This window comes from Nocardioides ungokensis, assembly GCF_013466985.1.
Classification (GTDB): domain Bacteria; phylum Actinomycetota; class Actinomycetes; order Propionibacteriales; family Nocardioidaceae; genus Nocardioides; species Nocardioides ungokensis.
Genome location: NZ_CP059164.1, coordinates 3243494 through 3269910, shown reverse-complemented (window position 1 = coordinate 3269910; position 26417 = coordinate 3243494). Strand labels below are relative to the sequence as shown.

Sequence of the window (26417 nt, the reverse complement as noted above, 5' to 3'; positions counted from 1 at the left end):
TCGCGACGGCCCGGACGACGGGTCTGCTGGGTGGGTCCCGCCTCAGCGTGGGACCCGCCTCAGCGGATGGGAAGCCTCACGGAGCGCTGCCGAGCTCCTCCTCCTCGAGCGCGGCCTCCTCCTTCGTGGCCTCGATGTGGCGCTCCATCTCCGGGGTGGGGAGGCAGAACTTCATCGCGAGGGCGTAGATGGCGACGGAGAACACCAGGATCAGGGGGATCGAGGTCTCGAACGTGAGGATGTTCAGGTTGCCGGCGGCCGGCTCCGGGTAGTTGCCCAGCCACGACAGCAGGACCAGCCCGCCGAGCCACGGCAGCACCCAGCTCGCACCCGCCGCGAAGTCGAGGTCGGGCACGTCGTTGCCCAGCGCCTTGTAGATCGGCAGCAGCACGAAGCCGATGGCGACGGCGATGGCCAACTTCCACACGATGTCCCAGCCGGACCAGTAGACGATCAGGTTCGACGCGAAGAACGCGATCACCGGGATCAGATGGCCACCGGGCACCCGGAACGGGCGCTCGGCCTGGGGAAGCCGACGGCGCAGCGCGCCGAGCACCAGCGGGCCGGAGGCGAAGGAGAGCACCGTGGCCGAGGTGATGAACCCGACGAGCTGCTGCCAGCTCGGGAACGGCAGGAACACGATGAGGCCGACGAGGAAGGTCACGATCAGCGAGATCATGGGGACACCGCGGTCGGTCGTGCGCGCCAGCGCCTGGGGGGCGTTGCGGTTCTTGGCCATCGCGTAGGAGATGCGCGAGGTCGTGGTCGTGTAGATCAGGCCGGTGTCGCCGGGGGAGATGATCGCGTCGGCGTACAGCAGGATGGCCAGCCAGCCGAGGCCCAGGGCCGTGGCGACGGCCGCGAGCGGGCCGAAGTCGCCGCTGAAGGTCAGGTTGGCCCAGCTGCCCGACTTCTCCAGGTCGGAGGGGTCCAGCGCCCCGATGAAGGCGACCTGCAGGGCGACGTAGATCAGGCCGGTGATCAGCACCGAGCCCACGACCGCGATCGGGACGTTGCGGTGCGGGTTGTCGGTCTCGCCGGCGAACTCGATGCCCTGGCGGAAGCCGAGGTAGGAGAACACGACCCCGAGGTGGCGATCGCCGTGAAGACACCGTGCCAGCCCTGCGGCATGAAGCCGTGGCTGGTGAAGTTCTCCCCGTGCACCGCGGTGAGCAGGAACGCCGCGACCACCAGCAGGATGATGCAGATCTTCCAGCCGACCAGGGCGTTGTTGATCCGGGCGAACCAGCGCACGCCGTAGAAGTTCACGACCACGAAGAGCGCCATCAGCAAGACCGCGCTGACGTAGCCGAGGCCGGTCAGCGTGTGGACGATCTCCCCGTTCACGGTGTGCGCGGCGGTGAACGGCGCGTACTTGGTGGCGTACTGCAGGGCGGCCTCGACCTCGATCGGGGCGGTCGTCGCGACCGCGACCCAGGTGATCCAGCCGGCCGAGTAGCTCGCGAACGAGCCGAACGCCAGGTGTGGGAAGCGGACCACGCCACCGGACAGCGGGAACATCGTCCCCAGCTCCGCGTAGACCAGCGCGATCATCAGGATCATGACGCCGCCGAGGCCCCACGAGATGATCGCCGCGGGGCCGGCGGCGACCGCGGCGTTGAGGGCGCCGAAGAGCCATCCTGACCCGATGATCGACCCGACGCTGGCGAACAGCAGCCCGACCACGCCGACATGTCGTTTGAGCTGTGTCTCGTCTGTCGTCGACGAGGTCTGGGTGTCCGTGGACATGTGCACCATCACTTTCACAAGGGGTCGAGCACGGTCCGGCCGAGATAGTCCGAACTCCCTTTCGTTACCCGGCTGGTGGGAGGGCAAACGCTCGGCGCTGGGCCATGATGCGTCCATGAGCCATTTCGAGGTGTCCCGCTCGGTCACGATCCAGGCCGACCCCGCACGGATACGCGGGCTCGTCGACGACTTCCACGAGTGGACCGCGTGGTCGCCGTGGGAGGACCTGGATCCGGCCCTGAAACGGACCTACTCGGGACCCGACTCGGGAGTCGGTGCCCGCTACGCGTGGTCCGGCAACCGCAAGGCCGGGCGGGGCAGCATGGAGATCACGTCCTCCTCGGAAGAGGCGATCGGGATCCGGCTGGCCTTCCTCAAGCCGTTCAAGGCCACCAACGATGTCGATCTCACCTTCGTCGCGGCCGGAGCGGCCACGGAGGTGACGTGGACGATGAGGGGTGAGCAGACCGGCATGGCCGCCGTGTTCTCGAAGCTCGTGCCGATGGACAGGCTGGTCGGCAAGGACTTCGAGAAGGGCCTCGCCCGGCTCAAGGCCGTCGCGGAGGCCTGAGCGGCTGGGGCTCGCCTCCGGCCCGGTGGCGCGCGACGTGGATCGCCGCGACGATGAGCAGCGCACCGGTGACCATCAGGGCCACTGCCGCCGACAGTGGACCGGGGAACCACTCGGTCGCAGCCCTCGGTGCGGTCCTCAGCATCCCGAACGCGGCCACGGCGAGGAGAGGGAGGCTGCGCTCGGCCAGCGCGAGGGCCACGACGGCCACGGCCGTGGCGAGGCCGATCGCGATGCCGACCTGGCTGTCGACGCCCAGCGCGCCGAAGATCGCCGCCAGCGCGCCGAAGGCCATGCCGGTGGTCCGCGGGTCCAGGCGTCCGGCCCAGGCCAGCGCGATCCAGGCCACGCCGACCACCCAGGTGAAGGTGCCACCCCACGGGTTGTCGAGGTCACCGGTGATCGTGAAGGCGAGTCCCTGCGCGGCCATCACGAGCGGGAGCAGGAAGGCGAGCTGCTGCAGCCAGGTCCGTCGCAGCCACCACAGGATGCCGCCGACCAGCGCGGTGCAGGTCCCGACCACGATCAGGGAGCTCTCGTCGTGGCGGTCCAGCACGTCTGCGGTCAGGATGCCGAAGAAGCCACCGGCGGCGGCCACGGCCAGCGCCCACAGCACCGCGCGCAGTCGCCCCGCCGCATCGCCGAGACGGTCGGGGACCGCGGTCCCACCGGCGAGCAGGGCGAGGGCGGCGGCCCCAACGAGGACCAGCCGGAGGGCCACCGGGACGTCCGTCCAGTAGAGCCCGACCAGGATGCCCGCGCCCACGAGCATGATCACGCCGCCCAGGTAGCCGAGGGCCTCGACCACGAGCGACGGACCGGTCGACGCGGCCGGTGTCGTGGCCGGTGTCGTGGCTGGTGTCGTGGATGTGGTGAGGCCGGGACGCGGCCCGACCTGGCCCCGCTCGTACGCGCGGATGTGGTCGGCCTGCTCGGCGTCGATCAGCCCGGCGGCCACCCACTCGTCCAGCAGGTCGGGGTCGGGAGGAGGTGCCGGAGGCGGACGGTGGGGCACGGCTGGGGACCTCATGGCGACCTCCTCGAGGACGTTCCCCCGTACCTCGAGCCTGCCCGGCCGGGACGCCCCGGGCAGGGGTCGAGGTGCCCGGGGCGCCGGGACCTTGGACGTCCGCCCGGACCGGCGTCACCCGGTGCGGCCGGCCACGGCGTACGTCGCGTCGTCGTCGATGTCGGACCGGCTGTGGTCGCGCAGCGCAGCGCACGCCGCGAGCGTGATCAGCGCGGGAGAAGCATGTAGACCGCCACCGCGTAGCCGCTGCCGAACTCGTGGATGAGCCAGGTCGCCACCAGGGCCGCGGGCCCGCCGGCCACGACCGACGCGAGCTGGTAACCCAGACCGGCACCGCCGTACCGCAGGGAGGTGGGGAACGACTCGGCGATCAGCGAGGCCTGCGGTCCGTACTGCATGGCATGGGGGATCAGCCCCAGGCACAGGGCGAGGAACACCAGCCAGGACAGGCCGCTGTCGAGCATCGCGAAGTAGACGAAGCCCCACAGGCCGGTGATCGCCGCGCCGGTCATGTAGACGCGCTTGCGGCCCACCGAGTCCGACAGGTGCCCGAAGTAGGGCACGAGGAAGAACTCGAGGCCAGCGGCGATCAGGGTGCCGATCAGCACGAAGTTGTTGCTGTAGCCGTGCTGGTCGTCGGTGAGGTAGGCCAGCACGAAGGCGGTCACGACGTAGAACGGCATCTGCTCCGACATCCGGATCAGCGCCGACAGCACGATCTCCTTCGGGTGGCTGCGGATCACCTCGAGGACCGGCGTCCGACGGATCCGCTTCTGCTGCACGGCCTTGGCGAACATCGGGGTCTCGAGGATCTGCAGCCGGATGTAGAGGCCGATCGCCACCATCAGCAGGCTGAGCATGAACGGCACCCGCCAGCCCCAGGACAGGAAGGCGTCGTCGGTGAGGGCGCTGTTGAAGATCGTGAGCAGTGCCGTGCCGAGGATCAGGCCGCACGCCACGCCGAGCTGCGGCCAGCTCCCCATCAGGCCCCGGCGCTTCTGGTCGCCCCACTCCATCGACAGCAGCACCGAGCCGCTCCACTCGCCGCCGACCGCGACGCCCTGGAGGACCCGCAGCACGATCAGGCAGATCGCGGCCGCACTGCCCCACGACGCGGCGCTGGGCAGGAAGCCGATCAGCGCGGTCGAGACCCCCATCAGCACCAGGGTCACGATGAGCGTGGCCTTGCGGCCGATCCGGTCGCCCCAGTGCCCGAAGATCGCCGCGCCGATCGGCCGGGCGGCGAAGCCGACGAAGTACGTCGCGAACGACTCCAGCGTCGCCACGTAGTGCGAGGAGTTCGGGAAGAAGACGTCGGGGAAGACCAGGGCGGCGGCCGTGCCGTAGAGGAAGTAGTCGTACCACTCGATCGTGGTGCCGACCGTGCTGGCCAGGGCCGCCTTCCGGACCTGCCGGCGTTGCTCGGCGGTGCCCTCCGCCTCGCGGGCTGCCTTCGCGGTCTCAGGGTCGAGTGTCATCGGAGTGCTCCCCTCTGCTGCGGCCCCGTGCCGCAGGTCCACCCCGATCTGTTCCCCCTTCGAGAACGTGGCATGCGTCACATCCCCCAGATGGGGGTCCGGTCGACGGTCGCGTCCAGCACCCGGCCGAGGTCGGACCCGGCCCTCCCCACAGGATTAGGCTCAGCCGCATGACGGACGAGCGCGCCCAGGACGGTCAGATCGACATCAAGCCCCGGTCCCGCGACGTCACCGACGGCCTGGAGAAGGCGGCAGCGCGCGGCATGCTGCGCGCGGTGGGCATGGGCGACGCGGACTTCGCCAAGCCCCAGGTCGGTGTCGCCTCGAGCTGGAACGAGATCACCCCGTGCAACCTCTCGCTGGACCGGCTCGCCAAGGCGGTCAAGAACGGCGTGCACGCCGCCGGCGGCTACCCGCTGGAGTTCGGCACGATCTCGGTGTCCGACGGGATCTCGATGGGGCACGAGGGGATGCACTTCTCGCTGGTCTCCCGCGAGGTGATCGCCGACTCCGTCGAGACCGTGATGATGGCCGAGCGGCTCGACGGCTCGGTGCTGCTCGCCGGCTGCGACAAGTCGCTGCCGGGGATGATGATGGCGGCCGCGCGCCTGGACCTCGCGAGCGTCTTCCTCTACGCCGGCTCGATCATGCCGGGCCAGGTGGACGGCAACGACGTGACGATCATCGACGCCTTCGAGGCGGTCGGGGCGTGCCTGGCGGGGAAGATCAGCCGCGAGGAGGTGGACCGGATCGAGCGGGCCATCTGCCCGGGTGAGGGCGCCTGCGGTGGCATGTACACCGCCAAACGATGGCGGCGGTGGCCGAGGCGATCGGCATGTCGCTGCCGGGTTCGGCGGCCCCGCCGGCCGTCGACCGTCGCCGCGACGGCTTCGCGCACCGGTCCGGCGAGGCCGTGGTCAACCTGCTGCGCAAGGGCATCACCGCCCGCCAGATCATGACGCGCGAGGCGTTCGAGAACGCCATCACCGTCGTCATGGCCCTCGGCGGCTCCACGAACGCCGTGCTGCACCTGCTGGCCATGGCCCGCGAGGCCGAGGTCGACCTGACCATCGACGACTTCAACCGGATCGGTGACAAGGTGCCGCACCTCGGTGACCTCAAGCCGTTCGGCAAGTACGTGATGTACGACGTCGACAAGATCGGCGGCATCCCGGTGGTGATGAAGGCGCTGCTCGACGCCGGCCTGATGCACGGCGACTGCCTGACCGTGACGGGCCGGACGATGGCCGAGAACCTGGCGGAGCTCTCGCCGCCGGACCTCGACGACGACGTGATCCGGAGCCTGGACCGGCCGATCCACAAGACCGGTGGCCTGACCATCCTCAAGGGCTCGCTGGCCCCCGAGGGCGCCGTGGTGAAGTCCGCGGGCTTCGACGACTCGGTCTTCACCGCACCGCCCGGGTCTTCGACGGCGGCGCGCCGCGATGGATGCGCTGGAGGCCGGGAGCATCAAGGCCCGCGACGTCGTGGTCATCCGCTACGAGGGCCCCAAGGGCGGCCCCGGCATGCGCGAGATGCTCGCGATCACCGGCGCCATCAAGGGCGCCGGCCTGGGCAAGGACGTCCTGCTCATCACCGACGGCCGCTTCTCGGCGGCACGACCGGCCTGTGTGTCGGGCACATCGCCCCGGAAGCCGTCGACGGCGGACCGATCGCCTTCGTCCGCGACGGGGACTCGATCACCCTCGACGTGGCCAACCGGCTGCTCGAGGTGGAGATCGACGACGAAGAGCTCGCGAGCCGCGGTGGGCTGGGAGCCGAACCCGCCGAAGTACACGCGCGGCGTGCTGGGCAAGTACGCCAATGTCGTGCAGTCGGCCGCCCACGGCGCGGTCACCAGCTGACCCCGACCCGGGCCGACCGGGTCGGGACCCCAGCGTCGGGCGCCGCGTGAGCCGCGGCGCCCGACGTGGTGCCGGGATCCGGTGGGCGTCAGACGCCGAGGCCCAGCTTGCCGAGGATCTGGTTCAACAGGTTGACCAGGCGGCCCAGCGCCCCTGGACACCTCCGTCCAGCAGGCCGGTGACCGAGCAAGCAGGTTGCCCAGCAGGTTGCGGCGCCGGACTGGGCGACGATGTCGAGGACCACGCGGTCCAGATGGACCTTGAGCCCGAGCAGGTCCAGTCCAGCGGGGCCAGCACCAGGTGCAGGACGTCGCAGGTGGCCTTGGCCCGGGCCGCCTGGCGGGCGGTGGTGACCGGGTCCCGTTGATCGCCTTCACGCGCAGCGTGCGCACGGCCGTGAACGTGCGCGTGGTGCCGTCGGCGCGGTGGACCACGCCGTTGACCAGCCCGCGGACCTTGACTTGCCGTCCTTCCTGACGAACTTCAGCGGGGTGTAGTAGCCGTGACCTGCTGCCCCTTGCTGGTCGTCCCGGCGATCCGGGACGTCATCTTGCCGGCGGGGCTGTGGGCCACGACGGTCTTCGCGGTGGACGACCTGGCGGCCGTCGTCGCCGCGTTGCCGGGCTGCCGGCGACCAGGACCATGGACAGGCTGATGAGCAGAGACAGTGCGAAGGCGGCGGACCGCGCCGGGTTCGCTCTCCCGAGAATCGACATGCTTTCCCTCCATCGACGAACCGGTCCCTCCCGGACCGGCGGGCCGGCGAACGCCGGCCTCCCACCGGAGGTACCCCGTCACCTCGGGAGTAAGCGCGGCCTCGAGGCCGGGGGACCGGCGACGTGCGGACCCCACGAGAGGACGAAGATGGTGGCCGTGAGTGACCCCCCGCGCTGGCGCCACGTCCGGCGCCAGCTGGTCGGGATCGGCCCGCACGCGGGCGCTCACCGCGTGGCGCTGCGCGCCGGTGTCAGCGTGCTGGGCCCGCTCCTGGTGCTCTGGGCGATCGACCGCCAGGAGTGGTCGATCTACGCCGCGTTCGGTGCCTTCACGTCGCTCTACGGCCGCAACCACGTCCACCTGTCGCGCGTGCGGATGCAGTCGACGCTCGCAGTGCTGCTGACGCTGGCAACCGCGACGGGCGTCGTCGTCGGGCTCTCACCCGAGCGGGCCTGGCCGGCGGTGCCGGCCGCTGCCCTGGTCGCCGTCGGTGGCTCCCTGGTGTCCGACGCGCAGGACTGGCACCCGCCCGGCCCGCTCTTCCTCGTGTTCGCGTTCGCGGCCTGCGCCTCGCTGCCCAGCAGTCCGGGGGACGTGCTGGTCGCGGTCGTGGTCGCCGGCGCGTCCGCTGCGTTCTCGGTGCTCGTCGGGGCCGCGGGTTCGTGGTGGCGCCACCGGCACGGTCAGCGCGTGGACGACGGCGCACCGGTCACCCGGCGTACGTCGTACGGCGTCGCACGCCGCCATGCCCTGCGCAACGGGCTCGCGGTCGCGATCGCCGGCTCCATCGCCACCGCCGCGGGGATCGGCCATCCCTACTGGGCCATGGTCTCCGCGGTGGTGCCGCTCGCCGCACGCGACCTCGGACCGCAGGTCACCCGCGGCGTGCACCGGCTGGTCGGGACCGGGGTCGGCCTGGGTTTGGCGGCCGTGCTGTTCGCCGTCGACCCCCGCGGCCTGGTCCTGATCCTGGTGATCGTGCTGCTGCAGGTCGGCGCCGAGCTGCTGGTCGGGCGCAACTACGCGCTGGCCCTGGTCGCCGTGACACCGCTGGCGCTGCTGATGGTCCACCTCGTCGCCCCGATCCCGGCGGGCACGCTGCTGTGGGACCGCGGCGTGGAGACCGTGATCGGCGTCGTCATCGGCCTGGCCGTGGGCTCCCTGACCCGCCGCCCGGACCGGGACACGGTCGCGGCTGGGTGACGCCGGCACGCCGTGCACCGACCTTGTCCCCGGCGGGTTCACGGTCGAGGCGAAGCCACCACGCGGTAGACATGTCCGCGTGACTGACGCGACCGCCGCCCGGCTCGACCGTGACGACCGCTCGCGGGCTACCGGGAGCGCTTCGTCGGCTCCGAGGACTCGCTGGTCTACTTCGACGGCAACTCGCTCGGCCGGCCGCTGCGGGTGACGGGGGACCGGCTCGCCCGCTTCGTCGAGGAGGAGTGGGGCGGCCGCCTGATCCGCGGGTGGGACGAACGGTGGATGGACCTGCCGATCGCCATCGGTGACGAGCTCGCCCGGATCACCCTCGGTGCCGGCCCGGGCCAGACGACCATCGGCGACTCGACCACGGTGCTGCTCTACAAGGCGATGCGCGCCGCGGTCGCCGCCCGACCGGGCCGCGCGGAGATCGTGCTGGACCGCGACAACTTCCCGACCGACCGCTACCTCGCGCAGGGGATCGCCGCGGAGCTCGGCGTGCGGCTGCGCTGGATCGACGTCGACACCTCCGCCGGCGTGACCGCCGACCAGCTCGCCGCGGCAGTCGGTCCGGACACGGCCCTCGTGGTGCTCAGCCACGTGGCCTACCGCTCGGCCTGGCTGGCGGACATGCCGACGCTGACCGCCATCGCCCACGACGCCGGGCGCTGGTCCTGTGGGACCTCAGCCACTCGGTCGGGTCGGTGCCGATGCAGCTCGACGCCTGGGACGTCGACCTGGCGGTCGGCTGCACCTACAAGTACCTCAACGGCGGACCGGGCTCCCCGGCGTTCGTGTACGTCGCGGCGCGTCACCTCTCCGACCTCGTCCAGCCCGTGCAGGGCTGGATCGGTGCGGCGGACCCGTTCCTGATGGGCCCCGACTACGCGCCGGCGGAGGGCATCCGCCGGTTCCTGTCCGGGACGCCGCCGATCCTCGGGATGCTGGCGATGCAGGACATGCTCGCCCTCCTCGACGAGGCCGGGATGCCCGCGGTCCGGGCCAAGTCGGAGGGCCTGACCGGGTACGCCGTACAGCTCGCCGAGGAGCTGCTGGGCCCGGCGGGCGTCGAGCTGGCCTCGCCGGCGGACCCGGAGAGGCGTGGCGACACGTGACGCTCAACCACCCGCTGATGCAGGCGGTCACCGCGGCGCTGTGGCAGCGCGACGTGATCCCCGACTACCGCGACCCGCAGGGGCTCAGGCTTGGGCTGTCGCCGCTGTCGACGTCGTACGCCGAGGTGAGGGTAGGGATCGAGGCCATCGCGGAGGAGCTCGTGCGCGCGGACTGAGACAGCCGGGGCAGGAGCGGAGCGCCGTGCCCGCTAATCCGTTCGCGTCCCGACCTCCCCGGCTGCGAGGCTGGGGCATGCGCTTCCCGCGACCGCTCCAGCCCGGTGACCGGATCGGCGTGACCTCGCCGTCCAGCGGTGTCGCGCCGCGCATGCAGGGTCGCCTCGACGTCGCCCTCGCCGCCCTGCGGGACCGGGGCTTCGACGTCGTGGTGGGCGAGTGCATGGGCGCCGACCGCGTCGTGTCCGCCCCGAGGGGGCAGCGCGCCGCCGAGCTCACCTTCATGCTGGTCGACCCGGCGATCCGGGCGGTCGTGCCACCGTGGGGCGGCGAGCTCGCCATCGACCTGGTCGACCAGCTCGACTGGGACGCGCTGGCGGCGGCCGAGCCCACCTGGCTGGTCGGCTTCAGCGACATGTCCACCGTGCTGCTCCCGATCACCCTGCGGCTCGGCTGGGCGACCCTCCACGGCTGGAACCTGATGGACACCCCGTTCGAGTCGCCCGAGGGGCTGCTGCACTGGCTCGACGTGGCCGGGTCGACGACGCCGTTCACGCAGCGCAGCCCGGGCCGCTATCGGAGCCTGGGCTTCTACGACTACGTGGGTGACCCGGACGTGTCGACGATGGAGCTGGACTCGACCGGCTCCTGGACGGTGGTCGGCGGGGGAGACCTCGACGTCAGCGGCCGCCTGGTCGGCGGCTGCATCGAGACCGTCTCCGACCTCGCGGGCACGGCGTACGGCGACGTGCCGGCGTTCGGGCGGGAGCACGCGGACGAGGGGCTGCTGGTCTACCTCGAGGCCGCGGAGCACGGCCGTACGACGTCGCCCGGGCGCTGCACGGGCTGCGGCTGGCCGGGTGGTTCGAGCACGCCAACGCGATCCTGGTCGGGCGCACCCCGGCGCCGAGCCTCGACGACTTCAGCCAGCACGACGCCGTCGTCGACGCCCTGGGGATGCTCGGGATCCCGATCGTGCTCGACCTGGAGGTCGGGCACACGCAGCCCTTCCTCCCGCTGGTCAACGGCGCGCTCGGCCGCGTCGTGGTGGACGGCGAGCGACGCGAGGTCACCCAGACCCTCGGGTGAGGCTCACCCGTGGACGTGGTCCTGCCAGTCGGCGGGCACCCGGCCGGCGGGACCGGGGACCGGCTGGTCCGCGGGTCGCGAGGTGGGCGGGGCGAGCGGTCCACCGAGCACGCCGACCTCCCGGGCGTAGTCCCAGAACCAGTCCTCGCCGGGCTCGAAGCTGGCGACGACCGGGTGACCGGACTCGCGGAAGTGGGCGGTGGCGTGCTGCGCGGGGGAGCTGTCGCAGCAGCCGACGTGCCCGCATCGCGCGCACCGCCGCAGGTGGACCCACCAGCCGCCGGCCGCCTCGCACTCGACGCACCCCGGGCCGGAGGGCGGCACGCTGGAGTCGATGCTGGGGTCGCTGTCGTGGCTCATCGCACGAGCCTAGGGTCGCGTCGGTGCCCTGTGCCAGAGTGACGGCATGGACCAGCGGATCAGCTTCGTGACCCTGGCGGTGCGCGACCTCGACGCCACCCGCGCCTTCTACGTGGACGGCCTCGGGTGGACGCCCGCCCTCGACGTTCCGGGCGAGGTGCTGATGATCAAGGCCGGGGAGCGCCTGGTGCTCTCCCTGTGGGCCGAGGCCGGCTTCGAGGCCGAGGTCGGACCGATCCGACGGGGCCCGGGCCTGGTCCCCGTCACGCTCTCGCACAACGTCCGCACCAACGCCGAGGTCGACGAGATCCTGGCGACCGCCCGAGCCGCGGGGGCCGACCCCGTCGTGGCGGCGGTGGAGAGGGAGTGGGGCGGCTACACCGGCTACTTCGCCGACCCCGACGGCTTCCGCTGGGAGATCGCCACCAACCCCGGACCGATCGGACAGGAGGTGCTGCCATGAGCGGCACGGACACCCTCACCCCGCAGCAGGTCGAGGCGGAGGGACTCGCCGACTGGCGTGTCCTCTTCCAGGCACTGCACGCGCGCTACCGGACCGGTGACTTCGCGACCGGCCTGCGGCTGGTCGAGGCGATCGGCGCCGCCGCCGAGGAGATGGACCACCATCCCGACCTCGACCTGCGCTACGGCCAGGTGCACGTGCGGCTCTTCAGCCACGACGTCTTCGGGGTCACCTCCCGTGACACCACGCTGGCCCGCCGGATCAGCAAGTTGGCGGCGGGGCTGGGCGTCACCGCCGTCCCCGCGGCGGTCCAGGTGCTCGAGATCGCGCTCGACAGCGCACAGCCCGACGCCATCAAGCCGTTCTGGCGGGCGGTCCTGGGGCTGCAGGACTCGCCGCTGCACGACGAGCTGATCGACGGCCGGGGAATCCTGCCGACCCTGTGGTTCCAGCAGACCGTGGCCCACGAGGAGCCACGTCAGCGCTTCCACCTCGACATCCGGGTGCCGCCGAGGAGGCGTTCGCGCGCGTGGAGGCCGCGCTCGGTGCGGGCGGCACGCTGGTCAGCGACGACCGTGCCCCGACGTTCTGGGTGCTGGCCGACGCCGAGGGCAACAAGGCCTGTGTGACGACCTGGGCGGGCCGCGCCGAGGGCGGATAGACCCCACCGGTTTCGCCCGGCGGCCATCTCGAAAGACGGGACCCGCGTCCCAGATGTTGGGACGCGTGCCAGACTCTGGTGACGGACACGAGAGCCGACGGCTACCGTGATCGCATGCGCCAGCAGATTCTTGTACGCACGCGACGCGTGAGCTGAGTCCACGACACCAGCACGCGCGTCGACCCCTCGTTGCCCACGGGCCGAGGGGTTTTTTGTTGGCCGGACCGGGTGTGTGATCGCAACGAGTGAGGACAGGAACCAGAGGATGAGCGAGCAGATCACGGGCGCACAGAGCCTGATCAAGTCGCTGGAGGCGGCCGGCGCCGAGAACATCTTCGGCATCCCGGGCGGGGCGATCCTCCCGGCGTACGACCCGCTCATGGACTCCACGGCGATCCGGCACATCCTGGTGCGCCACGAGCAGGGTGCCGGGCACGCCGCACAGGGGTACGCCGCCGCGACCGGCAAGGTGGGCGTCTGCATGGCCACCTCGGGCCCGGGCGCGACCAACCTGGTCACGCCGATCGCCGACGCGCACATGGACTCGGTGCCGATGGTGGCCGTGACCGGCCAGGTGGGCGCCTCGATGATCGGCACCGATGCCTTCCAGGAGGCCGACATCCGGGGCATCACGATGCCCATCACCAAGCACAACTTCCTGGTGACCGACCCGGCCGAGATCCCGCGGACCGTCGCCGAGGCGTTCTACCTCGCCTCGACCGGTCGCCCGGGGCGGTGCGGTCGACGTCGCCAAGTCGGCCCTGCAGTCCATGACGACGTTCCGCTGGCCGACCGAGCTGCACCTGCCGGGCTACCGGCCGGTGACGCGCCCGCACTCCAAGCAGATCCGCGAAGCCGCCCGGCTGATCCTCGAGTCGCGCCGCCCGGTGCTCTACGTCGGCGGCGGCACGATCCGCGCCGGCGCGGCCCGCGAGCTGAAGGTGCTCGCGGAGTTCACCGGAATGCCGGTGGTGACCACGCTGATGGCCCGCGGCGCGTTCCCGGACAGCCACCCGCAGCACCTCGGCATGCCCGGCATGCACGGCACCGTGGCCGCGGTCGCCGGTCTCCAGCGCAGCGACCTGATCATCAGCCTGGGTGCCCGCTTCGACGACCGGGTGACCGGCAACCTCGACTCGTTCGCCCCCGGGGCGAAGGTCATCCACGCCGACATCGACCCCGCCGAGATCGGCAAGAACCGCATCGCCGACGTCCCGATCGTCGGCGACTGCCGCGAGGTGATCAGCGACCTGCTCGTCGCGCTGAAGGCCGAGGCCGACGCCGGCCACACCGGCGACTACGAGGCCTGGGTGGAGTTCCTGGCCGGGATCAAGCAGCGCTACCCGCTCGGGTACGACGAGCCGGCCGACGGCAGCCTGGCCCCGCAGTACGTCATCGAGCGGCTCGGCAAGATCGCCGGTCCGGACGCGATCTACACCGCCGGCGTGGGGCAGCACCAGATGTGGGCCGCCCACTTCGTCGGCTACGAGAAGCCCAACACCTGGATCAACTCCGGTGGCCTGGGGACCATGGGGTTCTCGGTGCCGGCCGCGATGGGGGCCAAGGTCGGCTGCCCGGACACGACCGTGTGGGCGATCGACGGCGACGGCTGCTTCCAGATGACCAACCAGGAGCTGGCCACCTGCGCGATCAACGACATCCCGATCAAGGTCGCGATCATCAACAACGAGTCGCTCGGCATGGTGCGTCAGTGGCAGACGCTCTTCTACAACGAGCGTTACTCCAACACCGACCTGCACTCCAAGCGGATCCCCGACTTCGTCAAGCTGGCCGAGGCCTACGGGTGCGTGGGGCTCGCCTGCGACAGCCCCGCCGACGTCGACGCCACCATCAACAAGGCGATGGAGATCGACGACGTGCCGGTTGTCGTGGACTTCCGGGTCCACCGCGACGCGATGGTGTGGCCGATGGTCGCCGCCGGCACCAGCAACGACGACATCAAGTACGCCCGCGACCTGGCGCCGAAGTTCGAGGAGGACGAGGCCTGATGAGCAAGCACACCCTGTCGGTGCTGGTGGAGAACAAGCCCGGCGTGCTGGCCCGGATCGCCGGCCTCTTCAGCCGTCGGGGCTTCAACATCGACTCCCTCGCGGTGGGCCCCACCGAGCACGACGAGGTCTCCCGGATGACCATCGTGGTCAACGTCGAGGAGTCCCCGCTCGAGCAGGTCACCAAGCAGCTCAACAAGCTGGTCGAGGTGATCAAGATCGTCGAGCTCGACGGCTCGTCATCGGTCGACCGGGAACTGCTGCTGGTCAAGGTCAAGGCCGACGCCGAGTCGCGTGGGCAGGTCCTCGACGCGGTGGCGCTCTTCAAGGCCCGGGTGGTCGACGTCGCGACCGACGCGGTGACGATCGAGGTCACCGGCAACGGCGACAAGCTCGCGTCGTTCCTCAAGGTGGTCGAGCCCTTCGGCATCCGCGAGCTCGTCCAGTCCGGGATGGTCGCCATCGGCCGCGGCTCCCGGTCGATCAGCGAGCGCACCTTGCGCCCGGTGCCGATCCCCGCCCCGCCGGCCGCGACCGGCTGACCCCAGCACCCCACGACGTACCCACGGAAGACAACCCAGAAGGAGAGCCCCAGTGGCTGAGATGTTCTACGACGACGACGCCGACCTCGCCCTGATCCAGGGCAAGAACGTGGCCGTCATCGGCTACGGCAGCCAGGGCCACGCCCACGCCCTGTCCCTGCGCGACTCGGGCGTCGACGTCCGGGTCGGCCTGCAGCCGGGGTCGAAGAGCCGGGCGAAGGCCGAGGCCGAGGGCCTGCGCGTCCTCACCCCGGCGGAGGCGGCCGAGGAGGCCGACGTCATCGTGATCCTGGCGCCCGACCAGCACCAGCGGAAGCTCTACGCCGAGGAGATCGCGCCGCAGCTCGCCGAGGGGGACACCCTCGTCTTCGGGCACGGGTTCAACATCCGCTTCGGCTACATCACCCCGCCCGAGGGCGTCGACGTCTTCATGGTCGCGCCGAAGGGCCCGGGCCACCTGGTCCGTCGCGAGTACGTCGACGGCCGCGGCGTCCCGGTGCTCGTCGCCGTCGAGAAGGACGCCTCCGGCAAGGCCTGGGACCTGGCGCTCTCCTACGCCAAGGCGATCGGCGGCCTGCGCGCCGGCGGCATCCGGACGACCTTCACCGAGGAGACCGAGACCGACCTGTTCGGCGAGCAGGCCGTCCTCTGCGGTGGCGCGAGCCAGCTGGTGATGTACGGCTTCGAGGTGCTCACCGAGGCCGGCTACCAGCCCGAGGTCGCCTACTTCGAGTGCCTCCACGAGCTCAAGCTCATCGTCGACCTGATGTACGAGGGTGGCATCGCCAAGCAGCGCTGGTCGGTCTCCGACACCGCGGAGTACGGCGACTACGTCTCCGGCCCGCGGGTCATCGACGAGCACGTCAAGGAGAACATGAAGGCCGTCCTCGAGGACATCAAGAACGGCTCGTTCGCCCAGCGCTTCATCGGCGACCAGGACGCGGGCTCCCCGGAGTTCAAGAAGTTCCGCGAGCAGGCAGAGCAGCACCCGATCGAGAAGACCGGCCGCGAGCTGCGCAAGCTGATGTCGTGGGTCAAGAGCCACGACTCCGACTACGTCGAGGGCACCTCCGCCCGCTGACCCAGCAGAACCGACGCCGAGCCGGCGTGGAGCCCCGTTCCTTTGGGTGCTCCACGCCGGCTCGGCGTCCTTTCGAGGCCGTCCGCCGCGGGCTCCAGAGCGCCGTGTTTGCCCGGTGGGCGGGTGGGTAGGTCATCCGAAGGTGCCGGGGGGCCGAGCACTCGGTTCGGTCTGTGAACGCACCCGCACGGAGGTCCGAGCAGATGACAGCAACACAGGAGCCGCAGACCAAGCGGCGCAACACCAAGCTGGTGAGGGAGGTCGGCCTCATCGGCCTGATGTGGGCCTCGATGGGCTCGATCATCGGCTCGGGATGGCTCTTCGGCCCGCAGGAGGCCCTCGTCGCGGCGGGACCTGCTGCGATCATCTCCTGGATCATCGGTGGCGTCGCCATCGTCGTCCTGGCCCTCGTGCACGCCGAGCTGGGCGGCATGTACCCCGTCTCCGGCGGCACCGCGCGCTTCCCCCACTACGCCTTCGGTGGCGTCGCCGGGGCGTCGTTCGGCTGGTTCGCCTGGCTCAACGCGGCGACCGTCGCCCCCATCGAGGTCTCCGCGATGCTCACCTACGCCGGTCACTACGACTTCGCCAAGGGGTGGATCGACCCTGACACCGCGGTCCTGAACCCCATCGGCATCGCGGTGGCGATCGTCCTGATGGCGATCCTGACCGCGATCAACTTCCTGGGCGTCAAGAAGCTCGCGGCGACGAACAGCGCCGCCACCTGGTGGAAGATCGCGATCCCGTTGCTGACGATCCTGGTCCTCGCGATCGCCAACTTCGACACGAGCAACCTGACCGCGGCCAACGGCTTCAACCCGGCCGGCCTCAAGGGCATCTTCGCCGCGGTGTCCACCGGCGGCATCATCTTCAGCTACCTCGGGTTCGAGCAGGCCGACCAGCTCGCCGGCGAGTCCGCCAACCCCAAGCGGGACGTCCCGTTCGCGATCATCGGCTCCGTCGCCATCGGCACCGTGCTCTACATCCTGCTGCAGATCACCTTCCTCTTCGCCCTGCCGAAGAGCGCCATCGGTGACACCTGGGACCAGGTCGGCCCCGGCCTCTACACGACCTTCACCGGTCCGTTCGCGGAGATCGCCACGCTGCTGAGCATCGGCTGGCTGGCCGCGATCATCTACGCCGACGCGATCATCAGCCCCGGCGGCACCGGCCTGATCTACACCACCGGAAGCTCGCGCCTGGCCTACGGACTCTCCCGCAACGGCTACGTCCCGTCTGCCTTCGAGTGGACCAACGAGCGTGCGGTCCCGTGGGTCGGACTGCTCGCGGCGTTCGTCACCGGGTGCATCTGCTTCCTCCCGTTCCCGAGCTGGCAGTCGCTGGTCGGCCTGATCACCAGCGCGTCGGTGCTCATGTACGGCGGGGCGCCGCTCTCCCTGGGCGCGTTCCGGCGACGCCTTCCCCACGCCGAGCGACCGTACCGACTGCCCGCGGCCGGGATCCTCTCGCCGCTGGCGTTCATCATCGCCAACCTGATCATCCTGTGGACCGGCTGGGACACCGACTGGAAGCTCGGCGTCTCGATCCTGATCGGTTACGCGATCCTGGTCGCCAACCGCGTCTTCAAGCTCAACGAGCACAAGCCGACCCTGGACTGGAAGGCGTCGTCGTGGCTGATCCCGTACCTGATCGGCATGGGAGTCATCGTCTACATCAGCGACTTCGGTCCGAAGGGGGACAACGCGCTGATCGGGTTCGGCTGGGACGCGCTCGTCGTGGCCGCGTGGAGCCTGGTCGTCTACTACTGGGCGATGAACGTGGCGCTCAGCACCGAGAAGATCGAGGAGATGATCGGCGAGGTCGAGCTGCCCGAGGAGGGCATGGAGCCCGTCGCCCACTGATCCCCCCACCCGTCGCCCGTCGGCGGGGAGCGCGCCGGCCCGTCGTCGATCGACGACGGGCCGGCGTTGTCCTGTGACGACGCCGACGTCCGGGAATGCCCGGGACGGTTGAACGTTGTACGAGTCATGCGTATCGAGATCTGGTCCGACGTCGTCTGCCCCTGGTGCTACATCGGCAAGCGGCGTCTCGAGACCGCCCTGGCCGGCTTCGACCACCGCGACGACGTGGAGGTCGTCTACCGCTCCTTCGAGCTGGACCCGAGTGCGCCGCGGCACGGCCACGAGCTGACCACCGGCGTGCTCGCTCGCAAGTACGGCCGGAGCGAGGCCGAGATGCGCCAGATGCAGCAGCAGCTCATCGAGCTGGCCGAGGACGAGGGGCTCGCGTTCCGCCTCTTCGACAACGTCCACACCAACACCATCGACGCCCACCGCCTGCTCCACCTCGCCCTCGAGACGGGCGGGCCCGCCCTGCAGGGCGAGCTCAAGGAGCAGCTGCTGGCGGCGTACTTCGTCCGTGCCGAGGACGTCGGTGATCACGACGTCCTGCAGGCGGCAGGGACCGCGGTGGGGCTCGACGAGGTGCGGGTCAAGGAGGTGCTGGTGGGGGAGGACTTCGCCGACGCCGTCGAGGCCGACATCGCCCAGGCCCGGGCGTACGGCGCCACCGGTGTCCCGTTCTTCGTCGTGGACCAGAAGTACGGCGTCTCCGGGGCCCAGCCCGCGGAGGTCTTCGCGCAGGTCCTCGAGCGCGCATGGGCGGACTCGCGTCCCACCCTCGAGATGGCCGACGGGGGACAGGTGTGCGGCCCGGACGGCTGCGCGGTCTGACCACCCCCTCGCAGGCTTCCACCGGATCGACGCGGTAGTCCCCGCCGATCGGCACCCCGACCTGCCCGCCGGAGCGTGCCGAACGGCGGGGACTACCGAGCAGGTGTGAGGCGGGTCGCAGCGTGGTCCGGTTCCACGCGCGGACGCGGTCCATGTAAGGTTAGGCGTGCCTAAGTAAGCCAAGCCTCACCTATGAAGGACGCGTCGTGCTTGCCAACTACCTGATCGGTCTCCGCGAGGGCCTCGAGGCCGCGCTCGTCGTGAGCATCCTCGTGGCCTACCTGGTCAAGTCGGACCGTCGGCACCTGCTGCCGCGCATCTGGGCCGGTGTCGCCGCCGCGGTCGCGGTGAGCCTGGCGTTCGGCGCGATCCTCACCTGGGGCCCGCGCGGCCACACCTTCGAGGCCCAGGAGGCCATCGGCGGCACCCTGTCGCTGGTCGCGGTCGCCTTCGTCACCTGGATGATCTTCTGGATGGCCCGGGCCGCACGTGCCATGGGCGGGGAGCTCCGCGGCCGGATCGACCGGGCGCCGACGGCGGCCGCTGGTCGCTGGCGCTGGTCGCCGTCCTCGCCGTGGGCCGGGAGGGCCTGGAGACCGCCCTCTTCCTGTGGGCCGCCACGCAGGCCGGCACCCGCGACGCGGGCGGCTCGTCGGCGCCGACCTGGGAGCCGCTGCTCGGCGCGGGCCTCGGCCTGGCCTCGGCCGTCGTCCTGGGCTACTGATCTACCGCGGGGCGATCTCGATCAACCTGAGCCGGTTCTTCGCCTGGACCGGCGGCTTCCTGATCCTCGTCGCCGCCGGGGTGCTGTCCTACGGCGTCCACGACCTGCAGGAGGCCGGGATCCTGCCCGGCCTGAACTCCGTCGCCTTCGACGTCTCCGCGACGATCGACCCGGGCACCTGGTACGCCACGCTGCTCAAGGGTGTCTTCAACTTCTCGCCGGTCACCACCCACCTCGAGGCCGCCGCCTGGCTGCTGTACGCCGTGCCGACGATGGCGCTCTTCGTCCTCGGTGTCGTCGTCGGGGTGGCCGGCCGCGGCAGGCCGCTCCCGTGCCGGCCGAGCAGGAGCCGGCAGCGGCGGCCGCTGAGCGCCACCGACCGACACCCGCCCACGCACCACGAAGGAACCCCTCCCGATGCGTCTTCCCCTGCTCGCGGCCGTCCTCGCGGCCGTCCCGGCCCTGGCGGCCTGCACCCAGAACACCACCGCCACCACGGCGACCGAGGACGACCGCACCATCACGGTCAGCTCCACCGACGACGCGTGCGACGTCTCGAGAACGAAGGCGCCCTCGGGCAAGCTCAACCTTCGACGTCACCAACGACGGCTCGCAGGTGACGGAGTTCTACCTCTACACCGACGATGGCCAGCGGATCCTCGGCGAGGTCGAGAACATCGGCCCCAACCTCACCCGCCAGCTCGTGGTGAACGCCCCGGCCGGCAGCTACCTCACCGCGTGCAAGCCGGGCATGAAGGGCGCCGGCATCCGCGCCGACTTCACCGTCACCGACTCCGGGGAGAAGGTCAGCACCTCGGCCGACGAGCAGAAGATGGTCGACCACGCCCAGGAGCAGTACGGCGAGTTCGTGCAGCAGCAGTCCGACCAGCTGCTCGCCAGGACGACGGCGTTCGTCAAGGCCTACAAGGCCGGGGAGGACAGGACGACACCGCGCGGGCGCTCTACCCGGTCGCACGCACCCACTGGGAGCGCATCGAGACGGTCGCCGAGTCCTTCGGTGACCTCGACCCGAAGATGGACGCCCGCGAGGCCGACCTCGAGCAGGGCCAGAGGTGGACCGGCTGGCACCGCATCGAGAAGGACCTGTGGCCGGCCCGCGCCGGCAAGTACGAGTCGCTGACCCGCCAGGAGCGGGCGAGGTACGCCGACGACCTGCTGGCCGACACCAGGACCCTCGACGGGCGCATCGGCAAGCTCGACTTCACCGTCGACCAGATCGCCAACGGCTCCCGGGGGCTGATGGAGGAGGTCGCGAAGGGCAAGGTCACCGGCGAGGAGGAGTACTGGTCGCGCACCGACCTGTGGGACTTCCAGGCCAACGTCGACGGCGCCAAGAAGGCGTTCGAGGTGCTCGAGCCCGTGCTCGAGCGCAACGACCCCGCGCTCGAGCACACCCTGGAGGAGCGGTTCGACGCCCTGCAGGTGCTGCTCGACCGGCAGCGTGACGGGTCCGGCTTCACGTCGTACGACGACCTCTCGACCGCCGAGGTCAAGCGGCTCGCCGACGCAGTCAACGCCCTCGCCGAGCCGCTCTCGCAGCTGACCTCGGCGGTGCTGTCCTGACGTGGCCGGCTCCCAGAACCTCTCCCGCCGGGGCCTGATCGGCGGCGGCGTGGCCGCTGCCGGGCTGGCCGGTGCCTTCGTCGCCGGCCGCGCCACCGACGACGCCGCAGCCACGCCGGGCGGCGGGGACACGACGTACGCCTTCCGCGGCGAGCACCAGGCCGGGATCGTCACGCCGGCGCAGGACCGCCTCCACTTCGCGGCGTTCGACGTCACCACCGGCTCCCGCGCCCAGCTGGTGGCGCTGCTGAAGGCGTGGACCGCGGCCGCCGACCGGATGAGCCGCGGCCTGCCGGCCGGCGAGGTCGGACCGGTCGAGGGCGCTGCCGACGTGCCGCCGGACGACACCGGCGAGGCGATCGGCCTGGACGCCAGCGGGCTGACGATCACGTTCGGCTTCGGGCCGAGCCTCTTCCGTGACGCCCGCGGCCGGGACCGGTTCGGCCTGGCCGACCGGCAGCCGGAGGCGTTGCGCGACCTGCCCCACTTCCCGGCGACGACCTCGACCCGGCGCGCTCGGGCGGCGACCTGTGCGTTCAGGCGTGTGCCGACGATCCGCAGGTGGCCGTGCACGCGATCCGCAAACCTCGCCCGCATCGGCTTCGGCACCGTCGCGGTGCGCTGGTCGCAGCTCGGCTTCGGCCGCACCTCCACCACCTCGACCGCCCAGTCCACGCCGCGCAACCTCTTCGGGTTCAAGGACGGCACCGCCAACGTCAAGGCCGAGGAGACCGCCGCGCTGGAGGAGCACGTGTGGGTCGGCTCCGGCGACGACGTGAAGGCGCTGTGGCTCGCGGGGGGCTCCTATCTGGTGGCGAGGCGGATCAACATGCGGATCGAGATCTGGGACCGGCAGCCGCGCTCGGTGACCAGGAGGACTTCGTGGGCCGCACCAAGGGCACGGGGGCGCCGCTCTCGGGCGGCGGCGAGCTCACCGAACCCGACTTCTCGATGCCGGGGAGCGACGGCCCGGTGATCCCGCGCGACTCCCACGTCAGTGTGGTGCACCCCGACCACAACGACGGTGTCCGGATGCTGCGGCGCGGCTACAACTTCGTCGACGGCACCGACGCCCTGGGCGGGCTGAACGCCGGATGTTCTTCCTGGCCTACGTGCGCGACCCGCGCACCCACTTCATCCCCGTCCAGACGCGGATGGCGAAGGTCGACGCGCTCATGGAGTACCTCCAGGTCACCGGCTCGGCCCTGTTCGTGGTGCCGCCGGGCGTGGGGCCCGGGGAGCACGTCGGGCAGGCGCTGTTCGCCTGAGCCTTCCGGACCGGGCGCCGCAAACGGGGGGCGCCCGGTCCGGACCCGTCCTACGATGCGGGTCCACGCGCGGAAAGGACCTGGCGATGCCCACCGACCCCTGGTTGCCCGAGGACTGGCAGCACCCGACTCGCGTCGAGCTGCCGACCGGCCACCACCTGCGCCCGATCCACCCCGACGACACCGAGCTCGACTGCCGGCGGTGATGGGCTCCCGTGAGCGGCTCTGGTCGATCTACGGCGAGGCCTGGGGCTGGCCGCCGGCGTCGATGACCGCCGAGCAGGACCGCGAGGACCTCCAGCACCACTGGGACGAGGTCCAGGCCCACGAGTCCTTCAACTACGCGCTCTTCGACGCCGGGGAGACCGAGCTGGTCGGCTGCGTCTACATCGACCCGACCGACAAGGCCGGGGCCGACGCCGACATCTCCTGGTGGGTGCGCGACGAGCACGTCGGCTCGCCGGTCGAGGCGGCCCTCGACGAGCTGGTCCCGGCGTGGATCGCCGCGGACTGGCCGCTGACCCCCGCGGTACGTCGGCCGCGACCTGACCTGGGCCGAGTGGCTGGCCATCCCGCGCGACCGCTGACGGGGGTCAGGCCTGCGTCACCGTCACCCGGCCGTCCTCGACGTGCCAGCGGCTGGTGACGTCGAGCGACGCCACCAGGGCCTCGTCGTGGCTGACGACGAGCAGGGTGCCTGAGTAGTCGACGAGAGCCGCCTCGAGCTGCTCGATGGCCGCCACATCGAGGTGGTTGGTCGGCTCGTCGAGCACGAGCACATTGACCTCCCGGGCCTGGAAGACCGCCATCAGCGCCCGGGTGCGCTCACCATCGACAGGGTCCGCGCCGGGCGGTCGACGTGCTCGCTGCCCATCCCGAACTTCGCGAGCAGCGTGCGCACCCCCCACGGTCGGGTCCCTGCTCGTCCGGCCCGGCGAGCTCGGCCCGCACCACGTCGACCACCGACTCGTCGGAGTCCAGCAGCGAGCGACGCTGGTCCAGGACGCCGGTTCGGACCCTGGTGCCCAGCGACCGCCGTCCCGCGACGAGCGGGATCTCGCCGAGGAGGGCCTTGACCAGCGTCGTCTTGCCGCTGCCGTTGTCGCCGGAGACCGCGACCCGGTCACCGCGGGCGACGGTGAGGTCGACCGGTCCGAGCCGGAAGCCCCACGGGCGACCTCGGCCCGGTCGAGCGTGGCGACCACGGCCGCGGGCTCCGCCCCCGGGCTGATCGAGTAGCGCAGCTCCCACTCCTTGCGCGGCTGCTCGACCACCTCGAGCCGGTCGACGGCCTTCTTCAGCCGTGCCGCCTTGGCGGACTGACGGTCGGCGCGTGCGCGGTGCCTTCTCGCGGATGTGCTTGTCCGGCTCGCCGCCGGTGGACACGTTCCGGTGTCCCCTGGCCGCCCAGTCGTCGCGGCGACGGGCCTGGGAGATGAGGTCGTCACGCTGGCCGGCGTAGGTCTCGTACGCCTCACGGGCGTGCCGCCGGGCCAGGTCCCGAGCCGCGACGTACTCCGACCGTCCGCCGCTGTAGTGGCCGATCCGCTGCTGGGCGAGGTCGAGCTCGACCACCTGGGTCGCGACGCGGTCCAGGAAGCCCCGGTCGTGGCTGGCGATCAGGATGGCCCCTGGTGCCCCTCGACGAACTCGACCATGAGTGCCAGGCCGCGCGCGTCGAGGTCGTTGGTGGGCTCGTCGAGCAGCAGCACGTCGTACCTGCTGAGCAGCACGGCCACCAGCGCGGCGCGGGCGGCCTGGCCGCCCGAGAGGCTGCCGAGCGGGCGGTCCGCGTCGACGTCCAGGCCGACCTTGGCGGCCACCTGCGGCAGCCGGTCCTCGAGGTCGGCGGCGCCGAGGGCGAGCCAGCGGTCGAGCACCAAGGCGTACTCGTCGTCCGCGCCGGGACTGCCCGCGGCCAGCGCGGCCGAGGCACGGTCGAGGTCGCGGTCGGCCTCGGCGACGCCGGTACGCCGACGGGCGTACTCCAGCAGCGACTCCGACGGATCGGGCACGACCTGGGGGAGCCACCCGATGGTGGCGTCCCGCGGGGCGAGCTGGATGGTGCCGGACTCGATCGGCAGCTCGCCGACGACGGTGCGCATCAGCGTGGACTTGCCGGAGCCGTTGGCGCCGACCAGCGCGGTCACGCTGCCGTCGGCGAGGACCAGGTCGAGGCCCCGGACGAGGGTGCGCGCGGCGAACGCGACGTCGAGGCGGGAGATGGTGAGAGTGGTGGACACGGGCGACTCCGGATGACGAGGTGGCGGACCCGCGGACGCGGGCGGGGCGAGGTCGTCAGGCGATGTCCACGGCGGCAGGTTACCGGTGCGGGCGTGGGCGGACACAACCGAATTACCGGAGTGTGCTCAGGTAGTGTGGAAGGCCGCACAGCGTCGTGCATGCCAACCTCTCCGATCAGGACCGAGGACACCGCTGTGACCAAGCCCGTCGTACTCATCGCTGAGGAGCTGAGCCCCGCCACCGTCGAGGCGCTCGGCCCGGACTTCGAGATCCGCACCTGCGACGGCGCCGACCGCGGCGAGCTGCTGCCGGCGATCGCCGACGCCGATGCGCTCCTGGTCCGCTCGGCCACGAAGGTGGACTCCGAGGCCCTCGCCGCCGCCACGCACCTGAAGGTCGTGGCCCGGGCCGGGGTGGGCCTCGACAACGTCGACGTCCGCGCCGCGACCCAGTCGGGGTCATGGTCGTCAACGCCCCCACCTCCAACATCGTCTCGGCGGCCGAGCTGGCGGTCGGCCTGATGCTGGCGGCGGCCCGGCACATCTCGCCGGCGCACCAGGCCCTGCGTCGCGGGGAGTGGATGCGGTCGCGTTACACGGGCGTCGAGCTGTACGAGAAGACCGTCGGGATCGTCGGGCTCGGCCGGATCGGCGTGCTGGTCGCCCAGCGCCTGTCCGCCTTCGGGATGAAGGTCGTGGCCTACGACCCCTACGTGCAGGCGGGGCGGGCGGCCCAGATGGGTGTCCGGCTGGTCGAGCTCGACACGCTGCTCCGCGAGGCCGACTTCATGTCGGTGCACCTGCCGAAGACCCCCGAGACCCTCGGCCTGATCGGTGCCGAGCAGCTCGCGAAGGTCAAACCGTCCCTGGTGCTGGTCAACGCGGCCCGCGGCGGCATCGTCGACGAGGTCGCCCTCCACTCCGCGCTCAAGGAGGGCCGCGTGGCGGCCGCGGGCCTCGACGTCTTCACCCAGGAGCCCTGCACGGACAGCCCCCTCTTCGAGCTCGACAACGTCGTGGCCACCCCCCACCTCGGTGCGTCCACCGACGAGGCGCAGGAGAAGGCCGGCCTCGCCGTCGCCCGCTCGGTCCGGCTCGCGCTGGCCGGCGAGCTCGTGCCCGACGCGGTGAACGTGCAGGGTGGCGTGATCGCCGAGGACGTGCGGCCGGGCATCCCGCTGACCGAGAAGCTGGGCCGGGTCTTCACCGGCCTCGCCGGTGAGGTCGCGCAGCAGATCGACGTCGAGGTCCGCGGCGAGATCACCGACTACGACGTCAAGGTGCTCGAGCTGGCCGCGCTCAAGGGCGTCTTCGCCGACATCGTCGAGGAGCAGGTGTCCTACGTGAACGCGCCGCTGCTGGCGGCCGAGCGTGGCTGCGCCGTACGCCTCGTCGCGGATCCGGAGAGCCCCGACCACCGCAACCTGATCACCATCCGCGGCACGCTCGCCGACGGCGCGCAGGTCTCGGTGAGCGGCACCCTGGTCGGGATCAACCAGAAGGAGCGGCTGGTGGAGGTCAATGGCTTCGACGTCGACATCGAACCGACCGACCACCTCGCGTTCTTCCGCTACGAGGACCGGCCGGGGATGGTCGGCACCGTCGGCCGGATCCTGGGCGACGCCGGGGTGAACATCGCCGGCATGCAGGTCTCCCGCGACACCAAGGGCGGCCAGGCCCTGGTGGCCCTGTCGGTCGACACCGAGATCCCCTCGGACTCGCTGGCCGAGATCCAGGAGGCCATCGAGGCCGCGTCCGTGCGAGCCGTCAACCTGGTCTGAGGCGGGCCCCTTCG

At 71.3% G+C, this 26417-nt stretch carries 23 protein-coding genes and 10 pseudogenes; 24 read left to right on the top strand and 9 right to left on the bottom strand.

What is annotated here, in order from left to right; translation table 11 throughout:
• Window positions 1-76: 76 nt before the first annotated feature.
• Both H0S67_RS26845 and H0S67_RS26840 read right to left on the bottom strand, forming a co-directional pair.
• On the bottom strand, window positions 77-1081 hold the full coding sequence (locus tag H0S67_RS26845) for an APC family permease (protein ID WP_219635304.1): 1005 nt from the start codon (window positions 1079-1081) through the stop codon (window positions 77-79).
• Window positions 982-1749, bottom strand: a complete 768-nt coding sequence (locus H0S67_RS26840; protein WP_219635303.1) for an APC family permease — start codon at window positions 1747-1749, stop codon at window positions 982-984. Before H0S67_RS26840 ends, H0S67_RS26845 begins: the two co-directional genes overlap by 100 nt.
• Before the next feature lie 115 nt (window positions 1750-1864).
• Here H0S67_RS26840 and H0S67_RS16140 point away from each other — a divergent pair, with 115 nt between their 5' ends.
• A complete protein-coding gene (locus H0S67_RS16140; protein WP_180933863.1) occupies window positions 1865-2320 on the top strand; it encodes an SRPBCC family protein in 456 nt (151 codons plus the stop codon).
• Here the strand turns inward: H0S67_RS16140 and H0S67_RS16135 are convergent.
• Both H0S67_RS16135 and H0S67_RS16130 read right to left on the bottom strand, forming a co-directional pair.
• Complete coding sequence (locus H0S67_RS16135; protein ID WP_180933862.1) at window positions 2298-3350, bottom strand: DUF2157 domain-containing protein; 1053 nt, start codon at window positions 3348-3350, stop codon at window positions 2298-2300. The two genes, H0S67_RS16140 and H0S67_RS16135, sit on opposite strands and share 23 nt — an antisense overlap.
• A gap of 206 nt (window positions 3351-3556) precedes the next feature.
• Window positions 3557-4828, bottom strand: coding sequence for an MFS transporter (locus H0S67_RS16130; RefSeq protein WP_219635302.1), 1272 nt, complete (start codon window positions 4826-4828; stop codon window positions 3557-3559).
• 170 nt (window positions 4829-4998) lie between these two features.
• On the opposite strand from H0S67_RS16130, the pseudogene H0S67_RS16125 reads away from it, so the two are divergent.
• The 3 genes and pseudogenes from H0S67_RS16125 to H0S67_RS25635 all read left to right on the top strand — a co-directional run.
• Window positions 4999-6179, top strand: a pseudogene (locus H0S67_RS16125) (dihydroxy-acid dehydratase domain-containing protein); the annotation flags it as partial.
• Window positions 6180-6273: 94 nt separating this feature from the next.
• Window positions 6274-6402 (top strand): annotated as a pseudogene (locus tag H0S67_RS26835) (hypothetical protein); the annotation flags it as partial.
• 53 nt (window positions 6403-6455) lie between these two features.
• A complete protein-coding gene (locus tag H0S67_RS25635; protein WP_246355394.1) occupies window positions 6456-6743 on the top strand; it encodes a dihydroxy-acid dehydratase domain-containing protein in 288 nt (95 codons plus the stop codon).
• A gap of 38 nt (window positions 6744-6781) precedes the next feature.
• On the opposite strand, the gene H0S67_RS16120 is transcribed toward H0S67_RS25635, so the two are convergent.
• Window positions 6782-6937 (bottom strand): hypothetical protein, encoded by a 156-nt coding sequence (locus H0S67_RS16120; protein WP_180933861.1) that lies wholly within the window; start codon window positions 6935-6937, stop codon window positions 6782-6784.
• Window positions 6938-7566: 629 nt separating this feature from the next.
• Between H0S67_RS16120 and H0S67_RS16115 the strand changes: the two genes are divergently transcribed.
• From H0S67_RS16115 to H0S67_RS27500, 5 genes and pseudogenes are all read left to right on the top strand, one after another.
• Entirely contained in the window at window positions 7567-8613 is a 1047-nt protein-coding gene (locus H0S67_RS16115; protein ID WP_246354802.1) for an FUSC family protein, read from the top strand.
• A 282-nt stretch (window positions 8614-8895) separates the two neighbouring features.
• Window positions 8896-9728, top strand: a pseudogene (locus H0S67_RS28330) (aminotransferase class V-fold PLP-dependent enzyme).
• A complete protein-coding gene (locus H0S67_RS25620) occupies window positions 9725-9904 on the top strand; it encodes a kynureninase/PvdN C-terminal domain-containing protein (protein ID WP_246354800.1) in 180 nt (59 codons plus the stop codon). Before H0S67_RS28330 ends, H0S67_RS25620 begins: the two are co-directional and overlap by 4 nt.
• A gap of 77 nt (window positions 9905-9981) precedes the next feature.
• A pseudogene (locus tag H0S67_RS25615) lies at window positions 9982-10317 on the top strand (LD-carboxypeptidase); the annotation flags it as partial.
• Window positions 10318-10553: 236 nt separating this feature from the next.
• Window positions 10554-10994 (top strand): S66 peptidase family protein, encoded by a 441-nt coding sequence (locus H0S67_RS27500; RefSeq protein ID WP_343050508.1) that lies wholly within the window; start codon window positions 10554-10556, stop codon window positions 10992-10994.
• A gap of 3 nt (window positions 10995-10997) precedes the next feature.
• Here the strand turns inward: H0S67_RS27500 and H0S67_RS16100 are convergent, their stop codons facing one another.
• Window positions 10998-11354 carry a UBP-type zinc finger domain-containing protein gene (locus H0S67_RS16100; RefSeq protein WP_180933859.1) on the bottom strand — a complete coding sequence of 119 codons (357 nt, stop codon included), beginning with the start codon at window positions 11352-11354 and terminating at the stop codon, window positions 10998-11000.
• 46 nt (window positions 11355-11400) lie between these two features.
• Here H0S67_RS16100 and H0S67_RS16095 point away from each other — a divergent pair, with 46 nt between their 5' ends.
• The 14 genes and pseudogenes from H0S67_RS16095 to H0S67_RS16045 all read left to right on the top strand — a co-directional run bounded on the left by H0S67_RS16095 (window position 11401) and on the right by H0S67_RS16045 (window position 23025).
• Window positions 11401-11817 (top strand): VOC family protein, encoded by a 417-nt coding sequence (locus tag H0S67_RS16095; RefSeq protein WP_180933858.1) that lies wholly within the window; start codon window positions 11401-11403, stop codon window positions 11815-11817.
• Window positions 11814-12281: pseudogene (locus H0S67_RS16090) on the top strand (4a-hydroxytetrahydrobiopterin dehydratase); the annotation flags it as partial. The gene H0S67_RS16095 and the pseudogene H0S67_RS16090, both read left to right, overlap by 4 nt.
• The gene (locus tag H0S67_RS28325; protein ID WP_425489824.1) at window positions 12260-12478 is read left to right on the top strand and encodes a VOC family protein; all 219 of its coding nucleotides are present in this window, start codon (window positions 12260-12262) and stop codon (window positions 12476-12478) included. The pseudogene H0S67_RS16090 and the gene H0S67_RS28325, both read left to right, overlap by 22 nt.
• Before the next feature lie 265 nt (window positions 12479-12743).
• A pseudogene (locus tag H0S67_RS16085) lies at window positions 12744-14487 on the top strand (acetolactate synthase large subunit).
• On the top strand, window positions 14487-15029 hold the full coding sequence (gene ilvN, locus H0S67_RS16080; RefSeq protein WP_180933857.1) for an acetolactate synthase small subunit: 543 nt from the start codon (window positions 14487-14489) through the stop codon (window positions 15027-15029). Before H0S67_RS16085 ends, ilvN begins: the two are co-directional and overlap by 1 nt.
• A gap of 52 nt (window positions 15030-15081) precedes the next feature.
• The gene (gene ilvC, locus H0S67_RS16075) at window positions 15082-16110 is read left to right on the top strand and encodes a ketol-acid reductoisomerase (RefSeq protein ID WP_281368873.1); all 1029 of its coding nucleotides are present in this window, start codon (window positions 15082-15084) and stop codon (window positions 16108-16110) included.
• 203 nt (window positions 16111-16313) lie between these two features.
• On the top strand, window positions 16314-17972 hold the full coding sequence (locus H0S67_RS16070; protein WP_219635300.1) for an APC family permease: 1659 nt from the start codon (window positions 16314-16316) through the stop codon (window positions 17970-17972).
• Window positions 17973-18098: 126 nt separating this feature from the next.
• Window positions 18099-18803: a DsbA family oxidoreductase gene (locus tag H0S67_RS16065; RefSeq protein WP_180933856.1), complete on the top strand. Its 705-nt coding sequence runs from the start codon at window positions 18099-18101 to the stop codon at window positions 18801-18803.
• Window positions 18804-19009: 206 nt separating this feature from the next.
• Window positions 19010-19279: pseudogene (locus tag H0S67_RS25605) on the top strand (FTR1 family protein); the annotation flags it as partial.
• Window positions 19280-19377: 98 nt separating this feature from the next.
• A pseudogene (locus H0S67_RS25595) lies at window positions 19378-20147 on the top strand (FTR1 family iron permease).
• 118 nt (window positions 20148-20265) lie between these two features.
• The gene (gene efeO / locus H0S67_RS16055; protein WP_219635299.1) at window positions 20266-21111 is read left to right on the top strand and encodes an iron uptake system protein EfeO; all 846 of its coding nucleotides are present in this window, start codon (window positions 20266-20268) and stop codon (window positions 21109-21111) included.
• A gap of 1 nt (window position 21112) precedes the next feature.
• Complete coding sequence (locus tag H0S67_RS25590) at window positions 21113-22087, top strand: Dyp-type peroxidase (RefSeq protein WP_425489823.1); 975 nt, start codon at window positions 21113-21115, stop codon at window positions 22085-22087.
• Window positions 21994-22379 (top strand): annotated as a pseudogene (locus tag H0S67_RS28320) (Dyp-type peroxidase). Before H0S67_RS25590 ends, H0S67_RS28320 begins: the two are co-directional and overlap by 94 nt.
• 202 nt (window positions 22380-22581) lie before the next feature.
• Entirely contained in the window at window positions 22582-23025 is a 444-nt protein-coding gene (locus H0S67_RS16045) for a GNAT family N-acetyltransferase (protein ID WP_219635298.1), read from the top strand.
• Here H0S67_RS16045 and H0S67_RS23760 read toward each other — a convergent pair.
• Genes H0S67_RS23760 through H0S67_RS16035 form a run of 3 tightly spaced genes read right to left on the bottom strand, consistent with a single transcriptional unit; the run spans window position 22973 to window position 24622 of the window.
• Window positions 22973-23188: a hypothetical protein gene (locus H0S67_RS23760; protein WP_219635297.1), complete on the bottom strand. Its 216-nt coding sequence runs from the start codon at window positions 23186-23188 to the stop codon at window positions 22973-22975. The two genes, H0S67_RS16045 and H0S67_RS23760, sit on opposite strands and share 53 nt — an antisense overlap.
• Window positions 23189-23204: 16 nt before the next feature.
• Entirely contained in the window at window positions 23205-23954 is a 750-nt protein-coding gene (locus H0S67_RS26830; protein ID WP_281368871.1) for an ATP-binding cassette domain-containing protein, read from the bottom strand.
• A gap of 44 nt (window positions 23955-23998) precedes the next feature.
• Window positions 23999-24622 carry an ATP-binding cassette domain-containing protein gene (locus H0S67_RS16035; protein WP_180933854.1) on the bottom strand — a complete coding sequence of 208 codons (624 nt, stop codon included), beginning with the start codon at window positions 24620-24622 and terminating at the stop codon, window positions 23999-24001.
• Between the two features lie 12 nt (window positions 24623-24634).
• On the opposite strand from H0S67_RS16035, the pseudogene serA reads away from it, so the two are divergent.
• A pseudogene (serA, locus tag H0S67_RS16030) lies at window positions 24635-26403 on the top strand (phosphoglycerate dehydrogenase).
• The last annotated feature ends 14 nt before the right edge of the window (window positions 26404-26417 follow it).

Coding starts and splice junctions, on each gene's coding strand:
- H0S67_RS26840 (WP_219635303.1), bottom strand. CDS start 1,749: ATGTCCACGGACACCCAGACCTCGTCGACGACAGACGAGACACAGCTC.
- H0S67_RS16140 (WP_180933863.1), top strand. CDS start 1,865: ATGAGCCATTTCGAGGTGTCCCGCTCGGTCACGATCCAGGCCGACCCC.
- H0S67_RS16135 (WP_180933862.1), bottom strand. CDS start 3,350: ATGAGGTCCCCAGCCGTGCCCCACCGTCCGCCTCCGGCACCTCCTCCC.
- H0S67_RS16130 (WP_219635302.1), bottom strand. CDS start 4,828: ATGACACTCGACCCTGAGACCGCGAAGGCAGCCCGCGAGGCGGAGGGC.
- H0S67_RS16100 (WP_180933859.1), bottom strand. CDS start 11,354: ATGAGCCACGACAGCGACCCCAGCATCGACTCCAGCGTGCCGCCCTCC.
- H0S67_RS16095 (WP_180933858.1), top strand. CDS start 11,401: ATGGACCAGCGGATCAGCTTCGTGACCCTGGCGGTGCGCGACCTCGAC.
- ilvN (WP_180933857.1), top strand. CDS start 14,487: ATGAGCAAGCACACCCTGTCGGTGCTGGTGGAGAACAAGCCCGGCGTG.
- H0S67_RS16070 (WP_219635300.1), top strand. CDS start 16,314: ATGACAGCAACACAGGAGCCGCAGACCAAGCGGCGCAACACCAAGCTG.
- H0S67_RS16065 (WP_180933856.1), top strand. CDS start 18,099: ATGCGTATCGAGATCTGGTCCGACGTCGTCTGCCCCTGGTGCTACATC.
- H0S67_RS23760 (WP_219635297.1), bottom strand. CDS start 23,188: ATGGCGGTCTTCCAGGCCCGGGAGGTCAATGTGCTCGTGCTCGACGAG.